A 20318-nucleotide genomic window follows, 5' to 3' on the forward strand; every position below is an offset into this window, starting at 1 on the left:
ATTGCTTGTTAGCTGATGTTCCGGATGGCACACTCCATCTGCTGAGAATCTTTAAATATCAAATCATGCCAGGTATTGAAGGCTAATTTGTGGGCTGTATGGGGTGATTGAAGAAATAAAAAACCCCTGAGGTTGCAGGGGGTTTGTTCTGCAATGAAATTGTGGGCTGTTGTATTTTATTGTTCAAGGAAAGTTTTTGAGCCACCAAAAAACGCCAAGCAGATCAAATTACCCTAGCCGCCAGCTGCAGCTTCCAGCTCCTCATCAGAAATCTCTGATTGAGCCTTCTTCAAGTCTTCAACAGAAATACTAAATCCCGCCTCGTTCGCAATTGCAAGAGCTGCGTCAACATCAGTAGCAGCTTTGAGCTTCTCCTGAAGGCTGGAATCACCTTTGATCTTGCCGAGGAATGCCTTGAGTTGTTCTAGGGACATGGGTATGAGCTCTGTTCAGCAGTGATAGCAACGGTCTTCTGTAGAGGCTTTGGTTGATAATTACTGCGCTCAATCGTGCCAGGTATTGAAGACTGATTTTTGGGCTTAGTCAGACTATTGAAGTAATAAAAAGCCCCTGTTAATGCAGGGGGTTTGATAATGAATTAGACTCAAACCACACAACAGGCTCGACTCAAACCACACACACCCTCAGACACGCCTTCCAGATCCTCTTTACTGAGCAGGCTGATCAGATCAGCGGAGAATTCGTGTCCATGTTCGTTGGCAATGCCTACAACATCTTCAGGTGACGTTGCTGCCTTTAGTTTGCCTTGAATGGACTGGTCATCCTTCGCCTTGGCGAGGAATGCCTTGAGTTGATCAAGTGTCATTTATCAGTCATGGATAATGGTGACTGTGAATGATAGTAAAAGGGCAAGCATTGATTACAAATGAGGGTAGGAAGGGTAAGAATAATGTTCCTTGGATTTTCGTGGAGATGTGTCGACGACACCTCCGCTGACTCCTGGTTCTCCTGTGACAACTCCAGGATCCGTCCCGCCCGATAGCACTGACAATTCTTCATCAGTCAACTCTTCCATGAGTTCCGGTGACTCATCTTTCTTGCTCTTAGCTTGCTTTTCAGTCATAGGTATCAGGTCTGTTCTGCAGTTATAGCAATGGTCCGCTGCAGTGTCTTTAGCTAATACTTAACGCACTCAATCGTGCCAGGCATTGAAGGCTGATTGATGGGATTACTGTCAGACTATTTAAGAAATCAGCCATTGCAGGGGCTGAGGACTGATGTGTCAACTGGTTTCGCTACTATAGGCCTGGCAATGGTTCCTTGTGCCCCCATGCCTGGCGTCATGGGTGTAAAATTCGTGAATCCACCAGCTGCGCCTTCCAGCTCCTCTTCTGTAACCTCATCTTGAACCTTCTTCAAGTCATCAGCAGAGATGCTAAAGCCAGCATCTTTCGCAATCGCAAGAACTGCGTCTGAATCAGCCGCTGCTTGAAGCTTTTCCTGAAGACTGGTGTCGCCTTTGACCTTTTCGAGAAAGGCTTTGAGTTGCTCTTCTGACATGGTTAGCAGGTCTTTTCAGCAGTCATAGCAACAGTTAACTGATTGGATCAATGGGTCCATGCACACCCGGACCTTGCGCTGATGGAACACCGCTATTCGCGCAACAATTGAGCGTTCTCCATAGACAACCCACCCCGCCAGAAAGTAACTCTAACTCATCAGCACTTAGATTCTCCAGATGATCTGCCGTGAATTCATATTCGTGTTCTTTAGCGAGATCAAGCACTTCTTGAGATGTTTTTGCTGCTTTTAGTTTCTCCTGAAGATTGGAATTTTCTTTCACTTTGGCAAGGAAGGCTTTGAGTTGCTCTTCTGACATGGTTAGCAGGTCTTTTCAGCAGTCATAGCATCGGTCTGCTGCAGTGTCTTTGGCTAATACTTACTGCGCTCAATCGTGCCAGGCATTGAAGGCTGATTGTTGGTCTTTTTGGGATGGTTGAAGAAATAAAAAGCCCCTCTAATGCAGGGGTTTTATGAGTTTGACTCAATCATATAAAAGTGAACTAACACCCATAATCACTATTGTGACTAAGCTGCACCAGAATATTGAGACTCAAGAGCTAAACAGCCACATCCCCCAGCCACACCTTCCAGCTCCTCTTCACTGAGCTGGTTGATCTTATCAGCAGTGAATTCATGACCATGTTCTTTAGCGATACCTACAACATCCTCAGGTGACTTTGCTGCTTTTAGTTTCTCCTGAAGATTGGAATCACCTTTGACCTTGGAGAGGAATGCCTTGAGTTGTTCTAGGGACATGGGTAACAGGTCTGTTCAGTAGTCATAGCAACGGTCTGTTGCGGTGTCTTCAGACAACAATTACTGCGCTCAATCGTGCCAGGTATTGGAGGCTAATTTATGGGATTAGTCAGACTGTTGAAGTAATAAAAAGCCCCTACGGCAGCAGGGGGTTTGATGAGTAGAATCAGGGAGCAAAATTCAGGAGCACAATTCCGCCCACCAGAGCACATAATTCACCATTTCGAGAATTCAACCCAGCCACACACCTGCGTAATTACACATCCCCCAGCCACGCCTTCCAGCTCCTCTTCACTTAGTGCAGTGATCTTATCACCAGTGAATTCTACATCAGTGAATTCGTGGCCATGTTCTTTAGCGATAGCCACCACATCTTCAGGAGTCTTTGCTGCCTTTAGTTTGTCTTGAATGGACTGGTCGTCCTTAGCTTTGGCAAGGAAGGCCTTCAGCTGTTCTTCTGACATGGGTATAAGCTCTGTTTAATAACTATAGCAGCGATGTTTTGAAGTGTCTTTAACTAATAATTACTGCGCTCAATCGTGCCAGGTATTGAAGGCTGAGTTATGGGATTAGTCAGACTATTGAAGCAATAAAAACCCCTGTCAATGCAGGGGCTTTCGCGGGTGTGTAGGCTTGTTTAAACTAGTAAGGTCCACTTAAAAACGTGGTGCCCAGAAGCCGGACCGTCGCCAGGTGACCGCCGGACCGCAATTTTGTCCACCACCAACTGCGCCCTCCAGCTCCTCGTCTGCCAATTCTCGTGAGCGGATTGAATATCTAGATTGAATATCTTCTGCGGTAATTGAAAAGCCTGCGTCTTTGGCAATCTCCACAACAGCATCTGCATCTGCAGCTCCATTGAGTTTCTCCTGAAGGCTGGTATCAGATTTTCCCTTTTCTAGAAAGGCTTTGAGTTGTTCTTCTGACATGGGTTTCAGGAGTCTTTAACGGTTATAGCAACAGTCTTCTGCAGTGTCTTTAACTAACAATTAAAGTGCTCAATCGTGCCAGGCATTGAAGGCTGATTTATGAGCTTTTTAGGGGTGATTGAAGAAATAAAAACCCCTGCGGCGGCAGGGGCTTTTGCCCCTGTAGCCGGGATAGTTATGCAATACAGCTAAAGGTTTGCCCGCACCGCACCGGACAACACAAGGTGTCGGCACACAAAGCACCGGAATCGCCACCAGCCGCGTCTTCCAGCTCCCTGTCAGAAATCTCTGATTGCTTAAACCCAGCCTCTTTCAAGTCGTCAACAGAAACACTAAACCCAGCCTCTTTCGCAATCGCAAGAACTGCATCAGCATCAGCAGCTGCTTTGAGATTTTCCTGAAGCTCGGTGTCGCCTTTGACCTTTTCTAAGAAGGCTTTGAGCTGTTCTTCTGACATGGGTATCAGGTCTGTTCTGCTGTCATAGCAGAGGTCTGAATCACCACCTTGGCTCGCATCGCTTCCACCCGCCTGACTTCCGCATCGTTTCCCATGCCTCGATGGCGTTGTGCCTGAGCATTCGTCTGATGACCGGCTGACCTCTACCCCGTAGCGGTCGGGTCTCGACGATGACCCATTGAGCGTGCTGGGTTGGCATGTCGTTAGTGAAGCTACAGACCTTGCCTTCCTGGTCATTCATCAACCAGCCGACACCGTTCTTCGCTGTATGGCGATCAACAAGTGGGCGATCCTTGTTCGGCATCGGAGGAGTCTGGCCACCATTCGAATCAGACTGGCGGCTGATTGATCTATTGATCGATTGCTGATTCGTGCGCACGCCAAGAATTGGTCAGGGGTCACATTTGCGTACATATCTGCTCACAAACCCCCTTCAAATCGCTGAGACCGCAGTGCCTGACTAGAGCGAGGTGTTGCCTTATAAGCCGTTTGTTAGAGGTTCGATCCTCGTATCTTCCATCGGTCACTACAGCGCATCTCAGCCAATACCACCCGCCACCCGGCGGGTTAACGGCTAGCAGGTGGCTTCAAAGCTGTTCCGCCATTCCGGTCAGGGAATGCCAGACCTGTAACTCAGTAAAGGCCGAAGCGACTGGTGGCAGACAGTGCCGATCCCGCAGGTGCATCGCGATGACCTCTGCAACCTGGAGGGTTCGGACCATACCGCTGATACCACCGGACACCCAGCAGTGCAGCTGTTTAGCGGCGGCATCAGCTCGATGAAATCAGATCTGAGCAATAACTGATGCGCTGCGAAATGCAGCGCACCCTCAGGGCGCAGAAGCTCAGCCACTGGCTGATCAAAAACGATCCGGAGATGCAGCGATCGATCGTCAGCAGCGAGGTCGAGGTATCCGTCGAATGAACAGAACAACACCGCGAAGCCAACTGCAGGGCCGCCGATGCACTGGGGCTCCAGGTTGTTGATCACGTCACCATCCGTTCTTAGGCCACGAATGGAATGACCGTTCTGAAGAGATCGCTGGTTTTGAACAGTTGATGAGTGGCTGCCGATTAGGTCGTGTCGTCGTGATGGCACCGCGCCGGTTTAGTTCTGTTCCGATGCCGCCAGAACGGCTGCAGTTCTTAGTCGAAGTCGCACTGCTGCACAAGATTGACCTGAGCTTGGGGAAGGCGTGATTTGTTGAATCAATTAGAATTCTTTCAAGAACTTGTTTAGCACTTTGCTTTGCGTCAATTATGATAAAAAATGTATATATTTTTTCTCTCCTTTTGATTGGATTTGATGCAACGGTGATTGCTACATCCAATGCGGAAGGAACTGGTTTGCCCGGTTTTGCTTTGCCATCGCTAAGAGGCGGTGGACGCGAAGAACATAATATTTCGTGCATATTATTGCAAAAAACAAAAACATTGCTCTGTGATGTTCATGATCATGCTTGGAAGGATTGGGGCACGGGCCAGCAGTGGGGTTCCATCGGGACTCGATTTATGCTTCCACAGCAGGGTCCTGCGCAAGCAATAAGAAGTTCTGATGAAATTACCGGAGGTAACGTTCTGAATTATGGAGCCACTATCAAGTTCGGTTCCATTGTCTGTAAATCAGAGCAAATCGGACTTACTTGTACTAATCAATCTGGTGGGATGATGCATTTAAATCGTGATTTTTATACTCTGAATAAACCGGTAAGTTCAATACCTAAATAGGCGACTGCTTTATTAGCCAGGTTCGCTAGTTAGCCGAATGGCGGTCCCAGCCGAGGTGGATCAGTGTTATTGCATGGAGGCTGCTGGGCTGGACCCCGGGAGCAGCACGCGCTTCAGGCCAATCATCTTCAGGTTTGACAACCGTCCTGCCCATGGGTGTTGCAAACCGTTTTTGATTGCTGATGTCGATGCAGTCGGCTGGTCTACGAGGAAGCGCCATCCAGAACGGCAACAGCGCTAAGGGTGATGCCAATACCCAGGAAAAGAGCAAGAGCTAGGAACACAGAATTAGAAAAGAACCCATTCTGGTGAGTATTAACACTTAAGTACATCTACTCATGTCTTCGGGAATACGCTGTTCGCTTGTTCTCACGCAAGGGAGCACTCTCCTTCAAGGCAGATGCTCATCTGCAGAGTGGCCCGCCCTCTAAAACGAGACGGCTTTCGCCATTTCAGGTGGATGCTTAGGACGCCCTCTGACTCCAACAACCTAGCCATAGCTTGAAAAAAGCAGTCATTGAATCTGAATTTTTCTCGGTTACAAGGAGATTGTCACAGGTTCGATCCTCGTGCCGCCCATCAGTCACCGCAACTCAGCTCAGCAACACCACTCGCCAGGTTTTTGATTCGTTTGCCCACTGATCAGAGCAAGTGGCTCAAGGCTGGCATGAGACCTCAGCTGATTGATGAGCTGGAAGTGCTTCAGAGCCTGTAAACCAAGTGATGTTTCAGAGTCACATCCCTGATGGGAAAGAGAGGGAACAATCGCCAATGAAACCAACTTTAATGAATATTGGTTAGGTATATGCTTGGAGTATGTTGCAATTAATTAGTGCAATTTAGCTCAAAGAGCGCTGCAAGGTAAGAGTGAATCGACTGCCAACTCCAATTTCTGATTGCACACTTACACTACCGCCCATGCTTTCCATCAACATCTTGACGATGGATAAACCTAGCCCTGAGCTAGAGTCGCCACGGCGCAAACTGACTCCATCTGCACGCACAAAGCGCTCAAAGATTCGTGCCTGTTGATCCTCCGGAATTCCCTGACCATAGTCTTGAACGGTGAATAGAACACACTGATCCTTTACATCGATTCCAAGATCAATAGCGCTCATTGGTTCTGAGTACTTCACTGCATTGCCAATCAGGTTTTCAAGGCACTTAACAAGGCAATCTGGGTCACCTATGACCCAGATTGATTCTTCAAATCCACTATCGTCTAATGTGATGACATTATTCGGAAAGGCAAATTGTGCAAGACGTAGTGCTTCGCGACAGCTCAAAATACATTCGAAGGGTTCACGCAAGACCTTGAGTTGATGATTGTCTGCACGGCTAAGATCTAGTAAATCACTCAACATTCTATTTAGCCTAAAGGCTTCTTTGTCAGCGACCAACAAAGACTCGCGATATCGCGAATCCAGATCTTGGGCACGATTTAAAACAGACTGAATAAATCCGGAGATTACTGTGAGTGGTGTTCTGAACTCATGGGATATTGTTGAGGCAAATTGCTTTTGATTCTTAGCAGAAACTTCTAATCGCCGAACCATGCGATTGAACTCAGTGAGAATGGGTTGGAGCTCAACTGGTTGCCCGTCCAAAGAAATCAGAGCAGTATCAAGGTTATCTAATTGAATATTGGATATCCGGGAACGCACTGACTGAATCGGCCTGAGAATATAAGTGAGAGCGATGGCAAGTAAAACGACCAAAGAAAGCATTAAAACAACCTCAGACAAAAGTCTGACTCTATTCAGTGCATTAAACAAAGACATGCTGTAGATAGGTCTGATATAGATCAGAGATCCGGTCTCCGGACCACCAGACAGATTCATAGACTTCACAGCAACGGCCTTTTTATCTCGAAAATCAACCAGCGAAAACCGATTCTTACTCGTCGTAGCTTGTCGCGCAAATTCATGCAGGCGTTCGGAGCTATAAAGCGATTGGGCTCCTTTCCCTGGAACAAGACCAGCGCTGCCCGAGATCATGATGGCCTTGCCATCGGCCAAATCAATATCAGACAAAAAATATTCGTAATCTTCTCTAGTGCAGCATTCCATTGCTTCTTGAGCAGAAAGAGAATCTAATTTGTTGTCAACAAGATTTAATGGACGTAACAGCTCTCTAGAGAGGACAAAATTTAAGTGGGAAGCGGTGAAATCTCTCCAAAGCTTTCCTGAAATTGCCAGGCTCAGTCCAGACTGAGCAACAATCAGAATGAAAGATGTAAGAAAAAAGCGGCGTGCGATGGACCATGAGCGACCACCAGAAGGGGATTGCGATGAATCTAGATCTGATGACCCCACAACAAGAATGCCCCTTTGAAAAGCAAGATAGCCAGCGGAAGCAGTTTTTTCTGGTGATTTTCTGGTGAAAATCCTGCCAAACACAAAGATGCTAAAAAAAGCCTAGGTTTTCTTGTTCGAAGTGCAACGTGTCTGCGAACCCAAGGTCTTCACAAATTCCTTCATCTCCTGAAACGACTTAAGGTCTTCCTTGCTATTTGGCAACTCAAACCCGGTCACCCAGATATCTTTTAAAAGTTGTCGATTGGATCGAGAATCTTTGTTCCACGCCAATAGAGCTTCTTGTATTTGTAAAACCATTGGCGAAATAGACGGTTTCAACAAACTTGACGAGGCCAGGATATAGTTGTTTCGTTTTTTGTCACTCGCCCAGCCAACTAGAACCTCCGACTGTGCTGCTGGAGGTACATGTTGCAAAGGATTATCGACCGTGCCAGGAACAAATGCAAAGTCTTGATCATTGCTGTCACCAAGAAACATTGCCCGAAGCTCATGTTTTTGCTCATGCGTACAACTTCTCAAGTCCAATAAAGTAACGCCTTGAGATTTCATCTCCAGCAGAGGAGTCAGAAACGAAGAGCCAGAAGAGCTGTTTCCAAAAACAACATTTCTTCCTTTCAATGCCTGAAGTGGCTGCTCGCTATCAAGCCCACCTTTGACTTGATTTAAAATTTGACGATTAACAAGAAGTATATTAGCGAAGGACTTTTCCTCAATTGCTATTGGCTTTGCGTCTGGATCTGCATTTAAAATTTTTGCGGTATTCAAAGATCCAGACCAAAACAAATCCACCTTCCCAGAGGCAAATAGCTCATATGCATGCGAATAGTTAATTGCGGGAATGTATTCAATATTGAGGCCGGTTTGCCTGTGAAGGTAATCAGTAAATATTTTCATTTTTTCGTACATCTTGTCTTGCGAGTAATTAGGCTCTTCTGTGATACGCAGGTCTACTCGCTCCGCTTTTGATTCCGATTCCTTGATAGCAACTTCTGAGCTGTCTTGATCGCAGCCAAATAACAGTAGCCCAGCGATGATTGGACCGATAATCTGTTTGTGGCGTAAACTCAAGGTCAAGCGTACAAAATGTTACTCTAGTAACAGTCGTTAACTCCTTTTCCCCTCTTTATTAAATCAAAAGAGTTATTCCCCGCAATGCTTCAGATCCTTCCAGAATGAATTTGTTGGTGACGAGAGATGGACACAACAACTGACGTGGTGCTCATCGCTGATGATGAAGCCAACATCCTGATGCTTCTCGAAATGGAGCTTCAAGCCGAAGGGTTTCAAACTATCGTCTGCGGCGACGGGGCTAAAGCCTTAGCCCAGATCAGGGAGTCCACCCCGGCTATTGCTCTGCTCGACTGGAATATGCCCATTATCACTGGGCTAGATGTTTGCCGCAGGCTGAGAGATACCGGTAACAGCCTGCCAGTGATCATGATCACGGCACGGGATGAAATGGATGATCGTGTTGCTGCTTTGGAGGCTGGTGCAGATGACTTTATTGCCAAGCCATTCAATATCCGTGAGGTCCTGGCAAGGGTTAAGGCCTTGCTGAGGCGCAGTTCTGCAGTTAGCCCCGATCAGCTCAGCTTTGGAGATCTCCATCTCAATGGACCCGAGCGCCGGTGCGATTACGCAGGGGTGCCTTTAAACCTGACCGTTAGGGAGTTTGACCTTTTGGAATGCTTCATCCGCAACCCACGTCAAGCGATGAGCAGATCTCAGTTAATTCAGAATGTGTGGGGAGATGATTACTTTGGTGACGAGAACGTAGTGGATGTATATGTCCGTTATCTTCGTAAAAAACTCGAAGATGTTAAGCCCGAACGCATCATTCAAACGATCCGTGGCATCGGTTTTGCCCTGAGGCCGGACGACCAGTAATAATTAATATCCAGCATATTTTTCATTTCATCCTCGATATCAATGGTGCGAGGCTGCTTAATAGCCATTTTCAGTGAACTGTTTGTTGTGTGTACGAAGCAAGATGAAGTCTGTTGAGCGCACGGATATCTCAACAGCATTTGAGTAACGCGGCAGGGAGACCAGCCGTCTTCGCGTCTTGGATCGGAGCTTGTTGGCCATGGCCGCTGAAGGCGATGATGGTCTTAATGGCGAAACATGTTGGTGGGCCAAAGCCCTGTTGGGATGCATGGTGTCTGGGTTTCACCAGCCCTTCACCAGAAATCTTCCAGTAGTGCACCAAAGCTGTGCAGCTTTGTTCACCAGAAGGACTGTGAGCTTGAAGGAGTCGAGGGGCAGCACCCCCAAACATCCACGCTCACCACTCATGTCCTTCAAGTCCACCTTCGTTTACACCCTTTCCCTCACGCTTGGCATTGCTGCTGTTACGCAAGCAAAAACGCTGTTGATCGAGCAGGCACCTCAGGAGACCAGTGAAAACCAGGAATCGGTTGATCGCACTTGCCAACTGAGCCTGTATGAAATTGACCGTTCCAGAGGCCAGCTCATGACACCCATTATCAGCTATGCACCCGCGCAGTAGTCCCGTTGGACTGTGTAATCCGTTTTGATCGGATTGAGCGGATCAATCTGCTCTTAGTTAATCAGCGATAGCTTGAAGATCAAGCATCAAACAGTGATTTTGATCGCTTTTAAGGAGATAGTCATTGGTTCGACCTTTCTATCGATAATTTTGAGAGATCAGACAAAACGCAGTTCTCAAGAGGTCTACGGTTTCTGGCTGGAGAGTGGTCTAAGCAGGAGCTAATCCAAGTTGTGGCTGCTGGATTCCGTTCATGGTGTCTTTGAGCTCGGCAACATCCAGCAGACCTTCAGCACTGAACCATGGAGAGTTTTCCCAACTGAAGCCTTCGCCAAAGGTGTTATCGGGAGCGACGACGTACCAATGGCAGGCCACGTCAGGAGCATCGACGGAGCATTGCGACCAGTCGGCTTGCCATTGCGGAACTTGCACCCACATCACAGCTGCAAGGACGACTGAAAACAGGCTTTGCAGCATGGCCATATCGTTTAAGGATGTAGACCCTACTCGCGAGTGCACTCGGCGGGGAGTTCTGCCTTGGAAAGGGCTCACTAATGGCCAAAAAAAACGCCCCTTTCTCAAGGGGGCGCGAAGTGAGGTCCGTGACTCTTGCATTCAACGTGAAATCTCTGCGCTGTCCAGTCAGTTATTGATGACCAAGCATGACTCAACACGGATAACCGGTTGATAGAGAGGTTCAGAACGGACTGCTAGGACGTCGTGCTTTCTAGCAGCCTTGCTTGTTTGTGCTCATGTGCAGGCCTTATCAATGTGGGCTTGTCAGTGGCGAGCTTGCGATTCGGCATGCTCGAGGTTTTGGTCACCGGACTGAGCTCATCGGATCAGAGACCCAGCGCCATCAACAGTCCTTGGTGGAGCAAGGCCTCGGTACCGATCAGAGCTACAAAGCCGAGCATGGCCAGACGTCCGTTTAGGCGTTCAGCTTTCGCTAGTCGCTCACGGCGCATCTGAGCTGCAGCAAGGTCCTGCCAGTACCGCTCATCAGCCAAAAGGGTTGCAGTTGTCATGGGTGTCTCCGAGTGGGACCAGACCGGTCTATGACCACTGGAGTTGGCTCGGAAGCGGGGACAGCCGCCCTGGAAGGTTCGGTTTCAGGACCTTCCCCAGTCGGATTGAAGAGGACCAGTTCAGCAATCGGGAGCCACAGAAGCACCCATTCGATTGCCATTATTTTGCCGCGGGGAAATGAAAGGCCCATGCACGTCTCGACAAACCCGGCGGCGTAATGCGGATTGCAGCGTCGGGTTGGTCAACGTTGTTGATCAATGGTCGCGCTGTTATTCATTACTGATCCCTGTCAGTGAGGCTTAAGCCTGTGTCACAGGTCAGAGTCTTGAGCTTCCTCAGGTGCCGATGAAGGCATCGACCAGATTAATTCGACCCGTTGTTGTGGCTTCTTTGGTGCGGGCGGTGGAGATGTCTGCCAGGTGGAGGCTGCTGAGCATCGTGTTGGGCTCTTCAGCCAACTGCTTCTGGACATTGATCCATCGCGGTTCAAGCCACCTTCCCGGAAATCTGTCGCTGTGTCTGTCAAGTAGGGGACACATGTCTCGCAACGCTCAGCTGCAGTGCCACATGTCTGTGCCGATTCGATCAGTGCATGCATGACGCCGCTGCTTGTTGGAGTCGATCGAGCCTTTGCTCACGGGAGCCCCAGAGTTCAATCAGTTTTGGCTGATTGATGTCTGGCATCACGGAGAAGCGTTCATCCCGGTAGATCTGTTTAAAGATTGCATCGACTTCTGCTCGGTAAGCAAGATCGACGGGTCTGATGCCGTCATCCTCCATGTCAACTGGCCAACGTTCAGTCATTGGAACAAAAACCACTAGATCAAGTCTCTGCAGAGTTTCTCTAACTCTTGGTACCATCGCATTCACAAAGGCATCATCGATATCGGTTGTTTTCTTATCAGCTGTATATTGCGAGTAAGCAATGTAATCCACAGGAGCGCGATCGAATATCACGCAGTCGTTGATCGATGAATAGAGATTCACACGACTAGCGTTGTAATACATCTGTATGCCGTTATGAAGACGGTTGCTTTCTTGGCGGAATCGGATGTCATACATCTCTGCATCGAGTGCACGGAAAGGCTCCTCTTCGCGTGTGAATTGGGGATGTCGTTTCACCCAGTCCCAGACCAAGGTGCTTTTCCCAAGAGAGTGGGATCCACTGATGGCAATGCGCATGTTGAGATCTGTTGTCAAGAACCCCCATTCATTATGTTTCGACTTCAAAGAAATGGGGCCCAGCTGGATTGCTGAACAACGTTGTTAATCGATGGTCTGCAGGTCGAGGCCAGCTCAGGATCACCAAATGAGAAGTCAGATATCAGGAGTGTCTGCAGACTGTGGCCTGCATTGGAACCCCTTTTGGGGGATTCAATGGTCCGAGCAATCACACCTTTGGGTGATGTGAGTTCGGCTTGTTTCCGCGATGGTGGAATCATCGGAGGGATGACTTCCACGACCCATGACAAACAAGTGAAACTCTTCTCTTTGATTGCCAAAGCTGCCTTTTTGCTGGCCGCAGGCGATCAAATGGAAGCCACTCATCGAAAGGTCTGGAGTCTGAAGTCATTTTGAGTGAGTTGAAAACCATGCATGGCCCTTCCAGGGAATAGCAGGGCCGTCTAGTCATGCCATCCATCTCTAGGCAAAACCTTTCAAATAACAGGATCATTTGAATGAGAAAATTAATGACAGGAACATCTGCCAAGGCCCATTTGCTAGAGCTGTTGCTCGAACCACTGAAAGGCTGCAAAGGGCTTTACAACTACAAGCAGGATTTGATGAAAAAGATCATGCAGATGTCAGACCTACAAGTGAGGGAGTATCTCGACTACCACGAGCGTTGTGATGCTTCTGGCTAAAGCACCAGTCTCAGCAAAGTCCAGCGATCTGGATTGTGTCTTGAATCCAGGCCAATACGACACGGAAGCATCATTGCGAGATCAAATCTTCGGCCTGGATCAAGCGAGTTCGGCTGTGATGTTTGGAACTGAGGCTTCCGACAACACCTTTTCTTAGCTCCCATTGACATGCGGAATGGAGTTAACGGCAGAGTCAAACTCGTGCGCTGGGTTGCAAATCCAATGGAAGTCTGGATCCTGAAGCTTGTCCCCCAGGGCAGTCAGTTCTGGCTCTATTCAATCGGATGTCCCGAAGCTGATGATCCAGTTGAAATGATGACCTGGGGCACTGCATCACGCTGCAATGAAGCAACGGATGTGTATGCATTGAAAGATTGCGCTTGACCAATGATGCCCAGACATCTTTGGAGTATCGATATCTGGCATTGATCCTGGTTAAAGGCCAATGGTGTGGAGCAAGCCCTCGCCACTGATCAATTCTGTCGCGATCGCAGCAATGAATCCGAGCATGGCCAGACGACCGTTCAACTTTTCTGCCCGTTGGTGGAACCCCCAGCCGGCGTCAGGTCCTGCAAGTTCCATTGGTGGCTCCTTGGCATAGACGTTGTCGTGCCCTTCAAGATCGTGAGTGACCAGTCCTGTTGGTGCTTGAAGTGTGGTTGCTGTCATGGATGTCTCCGAGTGGGACCTGTTCGGTCTACGCCTGCTGCTAGCCCCATGGAAGGCAGGACAGCCGCCCATGGAGGTTCGGTTTCAGGACCTTCCCAGACGGGTTCCACGGGAGCAAATTCACCCACTGTCTGCTCTGGCTTACGGCTGCGCCGGTGCGTGTGCAGGATCTGCCCTAACAGCCTGCAATGAGTTCAAAGTGCTGTTTGTGGCTCCTATCAACATCAGGGATCATTGAGTCGTCCCAAGTGCGGGACACTTCCCGCCGATTACTCAGGTAAGTTTTCGACTGCGCGATGCATGAAACGCTTCACCAGCGGCATTGGCCAACCCTCGCGCTGCAGTGATTCCGCAATGTGATCAATCTGGAGGGCAATCTCCTCTGCAACGACATCTTCCAGCAGGGATTCGGAATGGTCAGTGCTGCTTGTCATGGGGATGGATGGCATCCATTTGCTCTAACCCTGGTTCAGACAGCCCTGCAAATGCTTCCGCAATTAAGAAAACAATTGCGCATTTGCTTGCCCAGGTGATCTGGGTTGGCCAGAACTGAACCATCCGCGCAGTCTTGATGGCACCAAGCTCCCCCCAGCGTCATCCCGACGACATCACGCACCATTTGCTTCGAGCTTTTGGGGTTCTGGTAGGGGTCAGCGTTGTGGCTGTGGTCGTCTGGCTTGTTACTGCTTCGCAAGCCACCAGCTCCAGACTGCCAATGGACACTGCGATGGATCGCGTTCAGTCCTCCAAAGTGACTCAGATGCCCTGACCTCGCTAAGCATCCTGGCCTGGAGCTGTGGAGAGTCACTGGAGAGTCATGTTTCCTGTGGAGAATCACATGTTCGAATCTCTAGTGCACCGGTGGTGAGCAGCGTCGCCAGCCGGTCTTGAGCATCGTTTCCCAAGTTTCAATGGCGTTTGACCTGAGCATGCGTCGTCGTGATTGAGGCTCAGGGGGATGCGGTGGTATCCATCCATAGGTTCTTATAGAGACCCACTGCTCCTGAACTGATGGCGTGTCTGGTTTGAACTGCACCAGTAACTTTTGTGCACCATTGACCAACCACCCTTCTGCTCCGGACTTCACTGGAGGTTCTTTGCTGATTCGATTGCGGTTTGGCATGCTCAGCAGTCTGATCACACCCTGCTCAAACAAATATCGGGACTAATGGTCGTTTGATTCCGGTGAATGGAACAGCGTGAGATCCCGGAGGGATTCAGCGCTTGGTTCGGCAGATGTTGCAAAGCCCGAAGAATTCCAGCGTGTGAAAGATCAGCTTGAAGTTGCCTGTTTCTGGAGCCTGCACGTTCATTTCATGAATCGGGCATTGCTGCAGCGTCTGCGTGGTGCCGCAGCTCACACAGGTGAGATGGTGCTGATCACGATCCACTGGTGCGTAGAGAGCTTCGCCCGTCGGTAGATGCCGGCAGCGGACCTTGCCTTGTTGATGGAGTTTGCGCAGATTGCGGTACACCGTTGCAAGCCCCATAGCTCCCGGTTGTCCCTCTAAGCAGCGATGAAGCTGCTGGCCGGTCATTTCGGACTCACTGTTTTGCAGTTCTTCCAACAGCAATTGCTGCCGTTGCGTCCCTGTTGATCCCTGCTGCTCCATGGTGAATTCTGACCTCATACTGCTGCGCTTCTGGTTTGGATCAGTTCGGCACTAAGCGCCCAAAGACGGGCTCGTTGTTCCTGGCTGCGAGCGGCGCGAGCCACGGGCTGCCGTTTGGGAGCACCCCGCATACCTCCAAATTTACTGGGGCCGTAATGCTCTCCACCTTGTGCGGATGGCGATGTTGCCGCCATGAGCTGTGGCAGTGCCCCCTGGGCTGCGCTTTGGAACATGGGATCCATCAATCGGTACGCCAGGGCTTCCTGCCAGGCACCACTGGATGCCACCGAGAGCGGTTGAAGATTTGTCCGCGCCAGCCCTGGATGGGCTGCCAGCGATCTCACGGTGCTTTCCGATTGCTCGAGACGATGATTTAACTCCAGTGCAAACATCACGTTGGCCAATTTGCTCTGGCTGTAAGCCTTCCAGCGGTCGTAGCGCTTTTCGCCGCTCAGGTCATCCCAAGCGATCGCGCCGAAATATTGCGCTCCCGAGGTGACGGTGACGACCCGAGCCTGCTCGCGGCCCTCCATCAGAGGGAGAAGCGCCTGGGTCAGCGCGAAGTGGCCAAGGTGATTGACGGCGAACTGCATTTCATGCCCCTGCTGGCTCAGCAGCCGTGGAGGCGCCATCAGTCCCGCGTTGTTGATCAGTAGATCCAAGCGCTCGTAGCGCGACTGGACTTCTCGGCAGCAGGCATCGACACTGTCGAGGTCAGCTAGATCCAGTTCGAGCAAGTCCACACCAGAGGACCCCAGCTCCAGCAATTCCGCGCGGGCCGCCTCTCCCTTGCGGCGACTGCGACAGGCCATCAGCACAGTCGCTCCGGACCGGAGCAAGGCCCGCGTGGTCTCGAGGCCAAGGCCGCTGTTGGCCCCTGTGACGAGGGCGATGCGTCCTCGTAAATTAGGCATGTCGTCGATGGTCCAGCCCATGCGGCGATATCAGCGCTCGCTCAGTCTCGCGGGTTCGCTCAGTCTTCGGGGAAGAGCAGGCCAGCGAGTTCGTCGGCATCCACGTCATAGACGCGTGCTAGCGAAGTTTCGATGGCGCTTGTCACCTCACCAGGTAGGAAGCGCATGGCATTGAGAGCGTCTTCAGCGATCTCGTCGCTGAGCAGGATCTCCTCGGAATCGAGTTTTTCGTCGTTGATGATGGCCATCACCCAGCTCTGATAGGCATAAACCAGATCCGAGAATTCGAGTTCGGGATCATTGAGATCCAGGGTCATGGTCAGGCGTAGACGCGCAATACCAGTTTGACCCCCGGGGGAGAGGATGTCTTCAAGTGAGGGTCAGCATGAGCCGTCCGGATCCCGAACAGTTGCAGGGCACGCTCGTGGACTTCGCTCTGCTGGAATTGATTCGCCAGCACCGCGAGAGTTTTCAGCCGCTCTGGACCGTTGATAGCTGGGCCAAGTTGATGATCTGGCTTTCGCTCAATTGCGGCTTGTCCGGAGAACGCGACACCCTGGAGCACTTCGCCTCTGCTCTTGGTGAACGCATCACTTCGCGGCTGCGTCGAACCTTTTTTGAGCGGGAGCTGGCGGATCTGGAGCTTCAGGTGCTGGCGGATCCTGCGGAACATCAGGTCTTGCTGTTGTCTCAGGCTCCCGAGGATCCTGCCGTGCTCAACCCTGATCAACTTTCTGCGGCTCTGGACAGGGTGGGACTAACTGGCCGGGTTATGGCGGACCGCAGTCGCTGGCAACGGCTGGAGGGAGTGGTGGCGATTCCCTGGAAGGATTGATGTCTGAGAAGAACGACATCAGCCTGATCGGTCGCTACGGCAATGCCGGCTACGAAGCCGTCGCCGATGCGGTGATGGCGTTCTTTGATCGACGCACCGACTTGCACCGTCCTGGCATTGCCTTCGGTCCTGCCGGAGATCAGCAGCCGTCGAAGCTGAGCACCGACATCAGCCTGGTGGCGATTGATCGAGAGGATCCTGAGTCTTTTGCCCTCTCAGAGGTGATTGTTAGGGGCGTCTCTGCTGGTCTGGATCGCTATCTGCAGGAACGCCCCCTGTTGCGTGAGGTCTGCCCTGATCAGGCTCTCTTCGTGTTGCCGATTTTCAATCTGCAGCGCTACGCACCCGGTGAGGGATTTCGTTCGTGGCACTGCGACTGGACCATCAGCGATGAGGCCACGGAACCTGTCCATCGCATTCTGGCCTGGATCCTCTACTGCGACACCGTGGCTGAGGCGGGGACGGAGTTTCACTGGCAGCAGCATCACGAGGAGGCAGTGCGCGGGAAATTGGTGATTTTTCCTGCTGGTCCCAGTCACATTCACCGTGGAAGGGTGACGCAGCATCACAGCAAAACCATCGCCACCGGCTGGATCAATGCAGGGACAAAGGAGGGTTATCTGCGGCGCTTGGCTCGCTCTTGAGCGGTGGTATTTCACGGACTGTGTTGACCTGTTGTGGGAAAGGAATTTCAATTCCTTCTCGTTTGAATGCTGTCCAGATCGCCTGATTCACTTCACTAACGATGCCGATGTTGCTCATCGGGTCGGAGATCCAATAGCGCAATGAATACTCGATGGCGGAGTCTCCGTAGTGCACCTGCAGCGCCCTTGGCGCTGGATGATTCAGCACTCTGGGCACGCTCAGAGCGGTCTGCTCAAGGATCTTGAGGACAATCTGGGGATCATGGCTGTAGGCCGCGCCAACTCGGATCTCGCTGCGCCGCATTCGGTCTGTGGCGGTGTAACTGGTGGCCTGCGCGGTGAAAAACATCTGATTGGGAATCAGCAGTTCTGCGTTGTCTCGATCTCGCCAGAGCAGGGTGGCGCGCAGGCCCAGCTTGCGCACTTCGCAAGGATCTCCGTCCACCATGAGGATTTCTCCTGGACGCACTGACCCTTCAAACAGCAGCCAGATGCCGCTGATGAAGTTGGAAAACACCTCCTTGATGCCGAAGCCGAGGCCCACGGACAATCCACCTGCGATCGCTACGAGAGCCGTGGAATTCAGACCGATGTGAAACCCCACGGCCGTGATGCCGATGCCAATCACCACATAACGGATGATCAGCTCCAGAGCCTTTCTGCTGCTATCACTGCAGCTGATCAGTTTCTGCAGCATCCAAGCCACACCCGCGGCCGGAAGTTTGGTGCCAACCAGCAGCAGATAGGTCACCAGCATGGCGATGACCAGATTGTTCACGGTGAGGATCTCGCCAAAGAGGCTGCCCAGCTTGATCACGCCGAGATCAGCGGGATTGTCGAACTTGCTGATCAGGTTCAGGCCCACCAGAACCAGGAAAAGCGGTCTCAGCAGTCGACTTTCCAGTTGATGGATTGTTGAGGTGGGAAGCAGCAGCAATAGCAGTTGGTTCAACAGGTTGAGCAGATTCCAGCCCAGCCAGCAAAGGCCGGCGTAGCTCACCAGCCCAGTCTTTCCGCCGGGAAGTTCGATCAGCCAGGCGATCAACAACACGGCGATGGGCGCCACCAGCAATCTCAATGCTGGGTGCAGGTTCCCAAGCCGCCGTTGTGGGTTGATGAGGTGCCATCCCACGCTCAGTCCAAGGATTAGAAGCAATTGGGCGACAACAGCGCTTCGCTGCAGGTAACCCAGCCAGCCGAGAATTTCCCAGAGCAGCTGGCTCATGATCCCCCCTCCAGGGCTTTGACCAGAGATTCCTGGCTGGAACGCGGGTTTGAGGCTCCAAACACCAGTTGAACCAGAACTTGCGACCCATCGCGATCGATGCTGCGATGGTGAGCCAGCCCAGCCAGAGCTGGTTCATGCAGCATCGAATCCTCTCTGGACTGCATAAGGGTGGCCAGCGTGCGGGAACTGCGCACCGGCACGGCCACGGCCGGATTGACTGGCAGGAATGCGAGGGAGCGCAGCGATAGATTCCGCTGCACCATCGGGTTGGTAATGAACTTGGCCAGGCTCACGGCCATGTCGCGTTGCCTTGGACTTGAATTGGCTCCGAGTGCCAACACCCTCACGGCATTCATGGGGCTTGCAGTTCCAGCAGGACCGCTGGGAAGCGGCGAAACCCCGAGGTTTTCGCCCATCTGTTTTCTGAGTCGCAACAGGCTGTTGGAGTTGCAGCTCACCCAGTCGAGTTCCCCATCGTTGAGCAGGTTTTCCAGTTGCCCCTGGTCCTGGAAAAAGGTGATGTTCTGCTGGGCACTGGCCCGTTGTAACCAGCCCAGCCATGCCACCATCGCTTCAGTGTTCTCTGGCGTCAGTGTCTGGTCGTCGTTGGCCGTCGCCAGACTTTGAATGGCTCCCAGGCTGCCTGCGGTCCAAAGCAGTTCCGAGAAGTTCACCGCCAAGCCCACCCTTGTACCGGATGCGCCCTGTTGGAGCAGTTCCTGCAGTGTGGTGGGAGGGTTTTGAACGATTTCGCGATTGAAGCAGGCAATCTGCGGGTAGATGACCATCGGCTGGGCCGTGATTCGCCCATCGTCCAACTTCACCCTTTCCCACAGGCCTTGATCAGTTTCATAACGATTGAATGACTTGACTGGAAGCTCATCGGTGAGTCCTTCGCTCAGCAATTGATTGGCTTGAGGGGCATCCGTGACCACCAGATCGGGCCCCAGATCCGAGGCATTGCGGCGCTGGAGTTCCTGGTTGAGATTGGCGCGTTTGTACAGCGCAACCTGCACTTCCACGTTGGGTTTGATCTTGCGGAAATCGTTGATGATGAGCTGAATCCGCTGGCGGAAGTCGGTCTGTGTGGCGGTATCGATCTTGCTGTCCTGGTCGATCACCATCGCCAGGTAAAGCATCACCGGAAGCTCATTGCCGAGGCGGCTGCAACCGCTGAGCGCCAGGGTGGAGAGCAAGACGCTGGCTGCCAGCCGAGCACGCACGATCGAGAGTTGATTGGTCGATCCATTCTGATAATCAAATTCGTTGCTGTCTCGCCACAGCTCGTTCCATGGCCATC

Annotated in this window: 36 protein-coding genes; 9 read left to right on the plus strand and 27 right to left on the minus strand. The window is 51.3% G+C overall.

Annotated elements, in window-relative coordinates:
* Positions 1-233 precede the first annotated feature (233 nt).
* From DXY31_RS01230 to DXY31_RS16270, 11 genes are all read right to left on the minus strand, one after another.
* Positions 234-434 carry a Nif11-like leader peptide family natural product precursor gene (locus DXY31_RS01230; RefSeq protein WP_114990913.1) on the minus strand — a complete coding sequence of 67 codons (201 nt, stop codon included), beginning with the start codon at positions 432-434 and terminating at the stop codon, positions 234-236.
* A gap of 170 nt (positions 435-604) precedes the next feature.
* A complete protein-coding gene (locus DXY31_RS01235; protein ID WP_114990916.1) occupies positions 605-826 on the minus strand; it encodes a Nif11-like leader peptide family natural product precursor in 222 nt (73 codons plus the stop codon).
* A 54-nt stretch (positions 827-880) separates the two neighbouring features.
* Entirely contained in the window at positions 881-1084 is a 204-nt protein-coding gene (locus DXY31_RS17250; RefSeq protein WP_206749775.1) for a hypothetical protein, read from the minus strand.
* Between the two features lie 128 nt (positions 1085-1212).
* Entirely contained in the window at positions 1213-1521 is a 309-nt protein-coding gene (locus DXY31_RS01240; protein ID WP_114990919.1) for a Nif11-like leader peptide family natural product precursor, read from the minus strand.
* A 34-nt stretch (positions 1522-1555) separates the two neighbouring features.
* Positions 1556-1840, minus strand: a complete 285-nt coding sequence (locus DXY31_RS01245) for a Nif11-like leader peptide family natural product precursor (protein WP_114990922.1) — start codon at positions 1838-1840, stop codon at positions 1556-1558.
* Between the two features lie 209 nt (positions 1841-2049).
* Complete coding sequence (locus DXY31_RS01250) at positions 2050-2280, minus strand: Nif11-like leader peptide family natural product precursor (RefSeq protein ID WP_114990925.1); 231 nt, start codon at positions 2278-2280, stop codon at positions 2050-2052.
* Between the two features lie 215 nt (positions 2281-2495).
* A complete protein-coding gene (locus tag DXY31_RS01255; protein ID WP_114990928.1) occupies positions 2496-2744 on the minus strand; it encodes a Nif11-like leader peptide family natural product precursor in 249 nt (82 codons plus the stop codon).
* A 192-nt stretch (positions 2745-2936) separates the two neighbouring features.
* Entirely contained in the window at positions 2937-3209 is a 273-nt protein-coding gene (locus DXY31_RS01260) for a Nif11-like leader peptide family natural product precursor (protein WP_114990932.1), read from the minus strand.
* A gap of 175 nt (positions 3210-3384) precedes the next feature.
* Complete coding sequence (locus tag DXY31_RS01265; protein WP_114990935.1) at positions 3385-3666, minus strand: Nif11-like leader peptide family natural product precursor; 282 nt, start codon at positions 3664-3666, stop codon at positions 3385-3387.
* 40 nt (positions 3667-3706) lie between these two features.
* Positions 3707-3970 carry a DUF1651 domain-containing protein gene (locus DXY31_RS01270; protein ID WP_114990938.1) on the minus strand — a complete coding sequence of 88 codons (264 nt, stop codon included), beginning with the start codon at positions 3968-3970 and terminating at the stop codon, positions 3707-3709.
* Positions 3971-4276: 306 nt separating this feature from the next.
* On the minus strand, positions 4277-4765 hold the full coding sequence (locus tag DXY31_RS16270; protein ID WP_137024843.1) for a hypothetical protein: 489 nt from the start codon (positions 4763-4765) through the stop codon (positions 4277-4279).
* 194 nt (positions 4766-4959) lie between these two features.
* On the opposite strand from DXY31_RS16270, the gene DXY31_RS16275 reads away from it, so the two are divergent.
* Positions 4960-5394 (plus strand): hypothetical protein, encoded by a 435-nt coding sequence (locus DXY31_RS16275; RefSeq protein WP_206749776.1) that lies wholly within the window; start codon positions 4960-4962, stop codon positions 5392-5394.
* Between the two features lie 25 nt (positions 5395-5419).
* Here DXY31_RS16275 and DXY31_RS16280 read toward each other — a convergent pair whose 3' ends face one another.
* From DXY31_RS16280 to DXY31_RS01285, 3 genes are all read right to left on the minus strand, one after another.
* Positions 5420-5614, minus strand: coding sequence for a hypothetical protein (locus tag DXY31_RS16280; RefSeq protein WP_206749777.1), 195 nt, complete (start codon positions 5612-5614; stop codon positions 5420-5422).
* 619 nt (positions 5615-6233) lie between these two features.
* Complete coding sequence (locus DXY31_RS01280) at positions 6234-7793, minus strand: cell wall metabolism sensor histidine kinase WalK (RefSeq protein ID WP_244279421.1); 1560 nt, start codon at positions 7791-7793, stop codon at positions 6234-6236.
* 18 nt (positions 7794-7811) lie between these two features.
* Entirely contained in the window at positions 7812-8780 is a 969-nt protein-coding gene (locus DXY31_RS01285) for a PhnD/SsuA/transferrin family substrate-binding protein (RefSeq protein WP_114990945.1), read from the minus strand.
* Between the two features lie 126 nt (positions 8781-8906).
* Here DXY31_RS01285 and DXY31_RS01290 point away from each other — a divergent pair, with 126 nt between their 5' ends.
* Both DXY31_RS01290 and DXY31_RS01295 read left to right on the plus strand, forming a co-directional pair.
* A complete protein-coding gene (locus DXY31_RS01290) occupies positions 8907-9599 on the plus strand; it encodes a response regulator transcription factor (protein WP_114990949.1) in 693 nt (230 codons plus the stop codon).
* A gap of 199 nt (positions 9600-9798) precedes the next feature.
* Complete coding sequence (locus DXY31_RS01295) at positions 9799-10221, plus strand: hypothetical protein (protein WP_137024846.1); 423 nt, start codon at positions 9799-9801, stop codon at positions 10219-10221.
* A gap of 210 nt (positions 10222-10431) precedes the next feature.
* On the opposite strand, the gene DXY31_RS01300 is transcribed toward DXY31_RS01295, so the two are convergent.
* The 4 genes from DXY31_RS01300 to DXY31_RS01315 form a co-directional block, all read right to left on the minus strand.
* A complete protein-coding gene (locus tag DXY31_RS01300; protein WP_114991132.1) occupies positions 10432-10698 on the minus strand; it encodes a hypothetical protein in 267 nt (88 codons plus the stop codon).
* A 365-nt stretch (positions 10699-11063) separates the two neighbouring features.
* Entirely contained in the window at positions 11064-11249 is a 186-nt protein-coding gene (locus DXY31_RS01305; RefSeq protein ID WP_114990956.1) for a chlorophyll a/b-binding protein, read from the minus strand.
* A 336-nt stretch (positions 11250-11585) separates the two neighbouring features.
* Positions 11586-11708: a hypothetical protein gene (locus tag DXY31_RS17670; protein ID WP_256359613.1), complete on the minus strand. Its 123-nt coding sequence runs from the start codon at positions 11706-11708 to the stop codon at positions 11586-11588.
* Positions 11709-11835: 127 nt separating this feature from the next.
* Positions 11836-12450: an AAA family ATPase gene (locus DXY31_RS01315; protein WP_244279422.1), complete on the minus strand. Its 615-nt coding sequence runs from the start codon at positions 12448-12450 to the stop codon at positions 11836-11838.
* Positions 12451-12941: 491 nt separating this feature from the next.
* On the opposite strand from DXY31_RS01315, the gene DXY31_RS17255 reads away from it, so the two are divergent.
* The gene (locus DXY31_RS17255) at positions 12942-13115 is read left to right on the plus strand and encodes a hypothetical protein (RefSeq protein WP_206749778.1); all 174 of its coding nucleotides are present in this window, start codon (positions 12942-12944) and stop codon (positions 13113-13115) included.
* 168 nt (positions 13116-13283) lie between these two features.
* On the plus strand, positions 13284-13499 hold the full coding sequence (locus tag DXY31_RS01325) for a hypothetical protein (protein WP_114990965.1): 216 nt from the start codon (positions 13284-13286) through the stop codon (positions 13497-13499).
* A 51-nt stretch (positions 13500-13550) separates the two neighbouring features.
* Here the strand turns inward: DXY31_RS01325 and DXY31_RS01330 are convergent, their stop codons facing one another.
* The gene (locus DXY31_RS01330) at positions 13551-13784 is read right to left on the minus strand and encodes a chlorophyll a/b-binding protein (RefSeq protein ID WP_114990969.1); all 234 of its coding nucleotides are present in this window, start codon (positions 13782-13784) and stop codon (positions 13551-13553) included.
* On the opposite strand from DXY31_RS01330, the gene DXY31_RS01335 reads away from it, so the two are divergent.
* A complete protein-coding gene (locus DXY31_RS01335) occupies positions 13783-14022 on the plus strand; it encodes a hypothetical protein (RefSeq protein ID WP_114990972.1) in 240 nt (79 codons plus the stop codon). The genes DXY31_RS01330 and DXY31_RS01335 overlap by 2 nt on opposite strands.
* A 31-nt stretch (positions 14023-14053) precedes the next feature.
* Here the strand turns inward: DXY31_RS01335 and DXY31_RS16285 are convergent, their stop codons facing one another.
* Both DXY31_RS16285 and DXY31_RS16630 read right to left on the minus strand, forming a co-directional pair.
* Positions 14054-14218 carry a hypothetical protein gene (locus tag DXY31_RS16285; RefSeq protein ID WP_170951801.1) on the minus strand — a complete coding sequence of 55 codons (165 nt, stop codon included), beginning with the start codon at positions 14216-14218 and terminating at the stop codon, positions 14054-14056.
* Entirely contained in the window at positions 14202-14342 is a 141-nt protein-coding gene (locus DXY31_RS16630) for a hypothetical protein (RefSeq protein WP_170953471.1), read from the minus strand. The genes DXY31_RS16285 and DXY31_RS16630 overlap by 17 nt, the downstream gene beginning before the upstream one ends.
* A gap of 13 nt (positions 14343-14355) precedes the next feature.
* Here DXY31_RS16630 and DXY31_RS01340 point away from each other — a divergent pair, with 13 nt between their 5' ends.
* Complete coding sequence (locus DXY31_RS01340) at positions 14356-14553, plus strand: hypothetical protein (protein WP_114990975.1); 198 nt, start codon at positions 14356-14358, stop codon at positions 14551-14553.
* A gap of 81 nt (positions 14554-14634) precedes the next feature.
* Here the strand turns inward: DXY31_RS01340 and DXY31_RS01345 are convergent, their stop codons facing one another.
* The 4 genes from DXY31_RS01345 to DXY31_RS01360 form a co-directional block, all read right to left on the minus strand.
* Positions 14635-14907 carry a DUF1651 domain-containing protein gene (locus tag DXY31_RS01345; protein ID WP_114991138.1) on the minus strand — a complete coding sequence of 91 codons (273 nt, stop codon included), beginning with the start codon at positions 14905-14907 and terminating at the stop codon, positions 14635-14637.
* Between the two features lie 94 nt (positions 14908-15001).
* Positions 15002-15415, minus strand: a complete 414-nt coding sequence (locus DXY31_RS01350; RefSeq protein WP_244279423.1) for a transcriptional repressor — start codon at positions 15413-15415, stop codon at positions 15002-15004.
* Complete coding sequence (locus DXY31_RS01355; protein ID WP_114990979.1) at positions 15412-16332, minus strand: oxidoreductase; 921 nt, start codon at positions 16330-16332, stop codon at positions 15412-15414. Before DXY31_RS01355 ends, DXY31_RS01350 begins: the two co-directional genes overlap by 4 nt.
* Positions 16333-16370: 38 nt before the next feature.
* Positions 16371-16628 (minus strand): hypothetical protein, encoded by a 258-nt coding sequence (locus tag DXY31_RS01360; protein WP_114990982.1) that lies wholly within the window; start codon positions 16626-16628, stop codon positions 16371-16373.
* A gap of 68 nt (positions 16629-16696) precedes the next feature.
* Here DXY31_RS01360 and DXY31_RS01365 point away from each other — a divergent pair, with 68 nt between their 5' ends.
* Entirely contained in the window at positions 16697-17146 is a 450-nt protein-coding gene (locus DXY31_RS01365) for a protein phosphatase (RefSeq protein ID WP_114990984.1), read from the plus strand.
* Between the two features lie 17 nt (positions 17147-17163).
* On the plus strand, positions 17164-17790 hold the full coding sequence (locus DXY31_RS01370; RefSeq protein WP_114991144.1) for a 2OG-Fe(II) oxygenase: 627 nt from the start codon (positions 17164-17166) through the stop codon (positions 17788-17790).
* Here DXY31_RS01370 and DXY31_RS01375 read toward each other — a convergent pair.
* Both DXY31_RS01375 and DXY31_RS01380 read right to left on the minus strand, forming a co-directional pair.
* Positions 17741-19015, minus strand: a complete 1275-nt coding sequence (locus DXY31_RS01375) for a mechanosensitive ion channel family protein (RefSeq protein ID WP_114990986.1) — start codon at positions 19013-19015, stop codon at positions 17741-17743. The genes DXY31_RS01370 and DXY31_RS01375 overlap by 50 nt on opposite strands.
* Positions 19012-20241 (minus strand): extracellular solute-binding protein, encoded by a 1230-nt coding sequence (locus DXY31_RS01380; RefSeq protein WP_244279424.1) that lies wholly within the window; start codon positions 20239-20241, stop codon positions 19012-19014. Before DXY31_RS01380 ends, DXY31_RS01375 begins: the two co-directional genes overlap by 4 nt.
* Positions 20242-20318: the final 77 nt, after the last annotated feature.

It is taken from the genome of Synechococcus sp. UW179A (genome assembly GCF_900473965.1).
Classification (GTDB): domain Bacteria; phylum Cyanobacteriota; class Cyanobacteriia; order PCC-6307; family Cyanobiaceae; genus Synechococcus_C.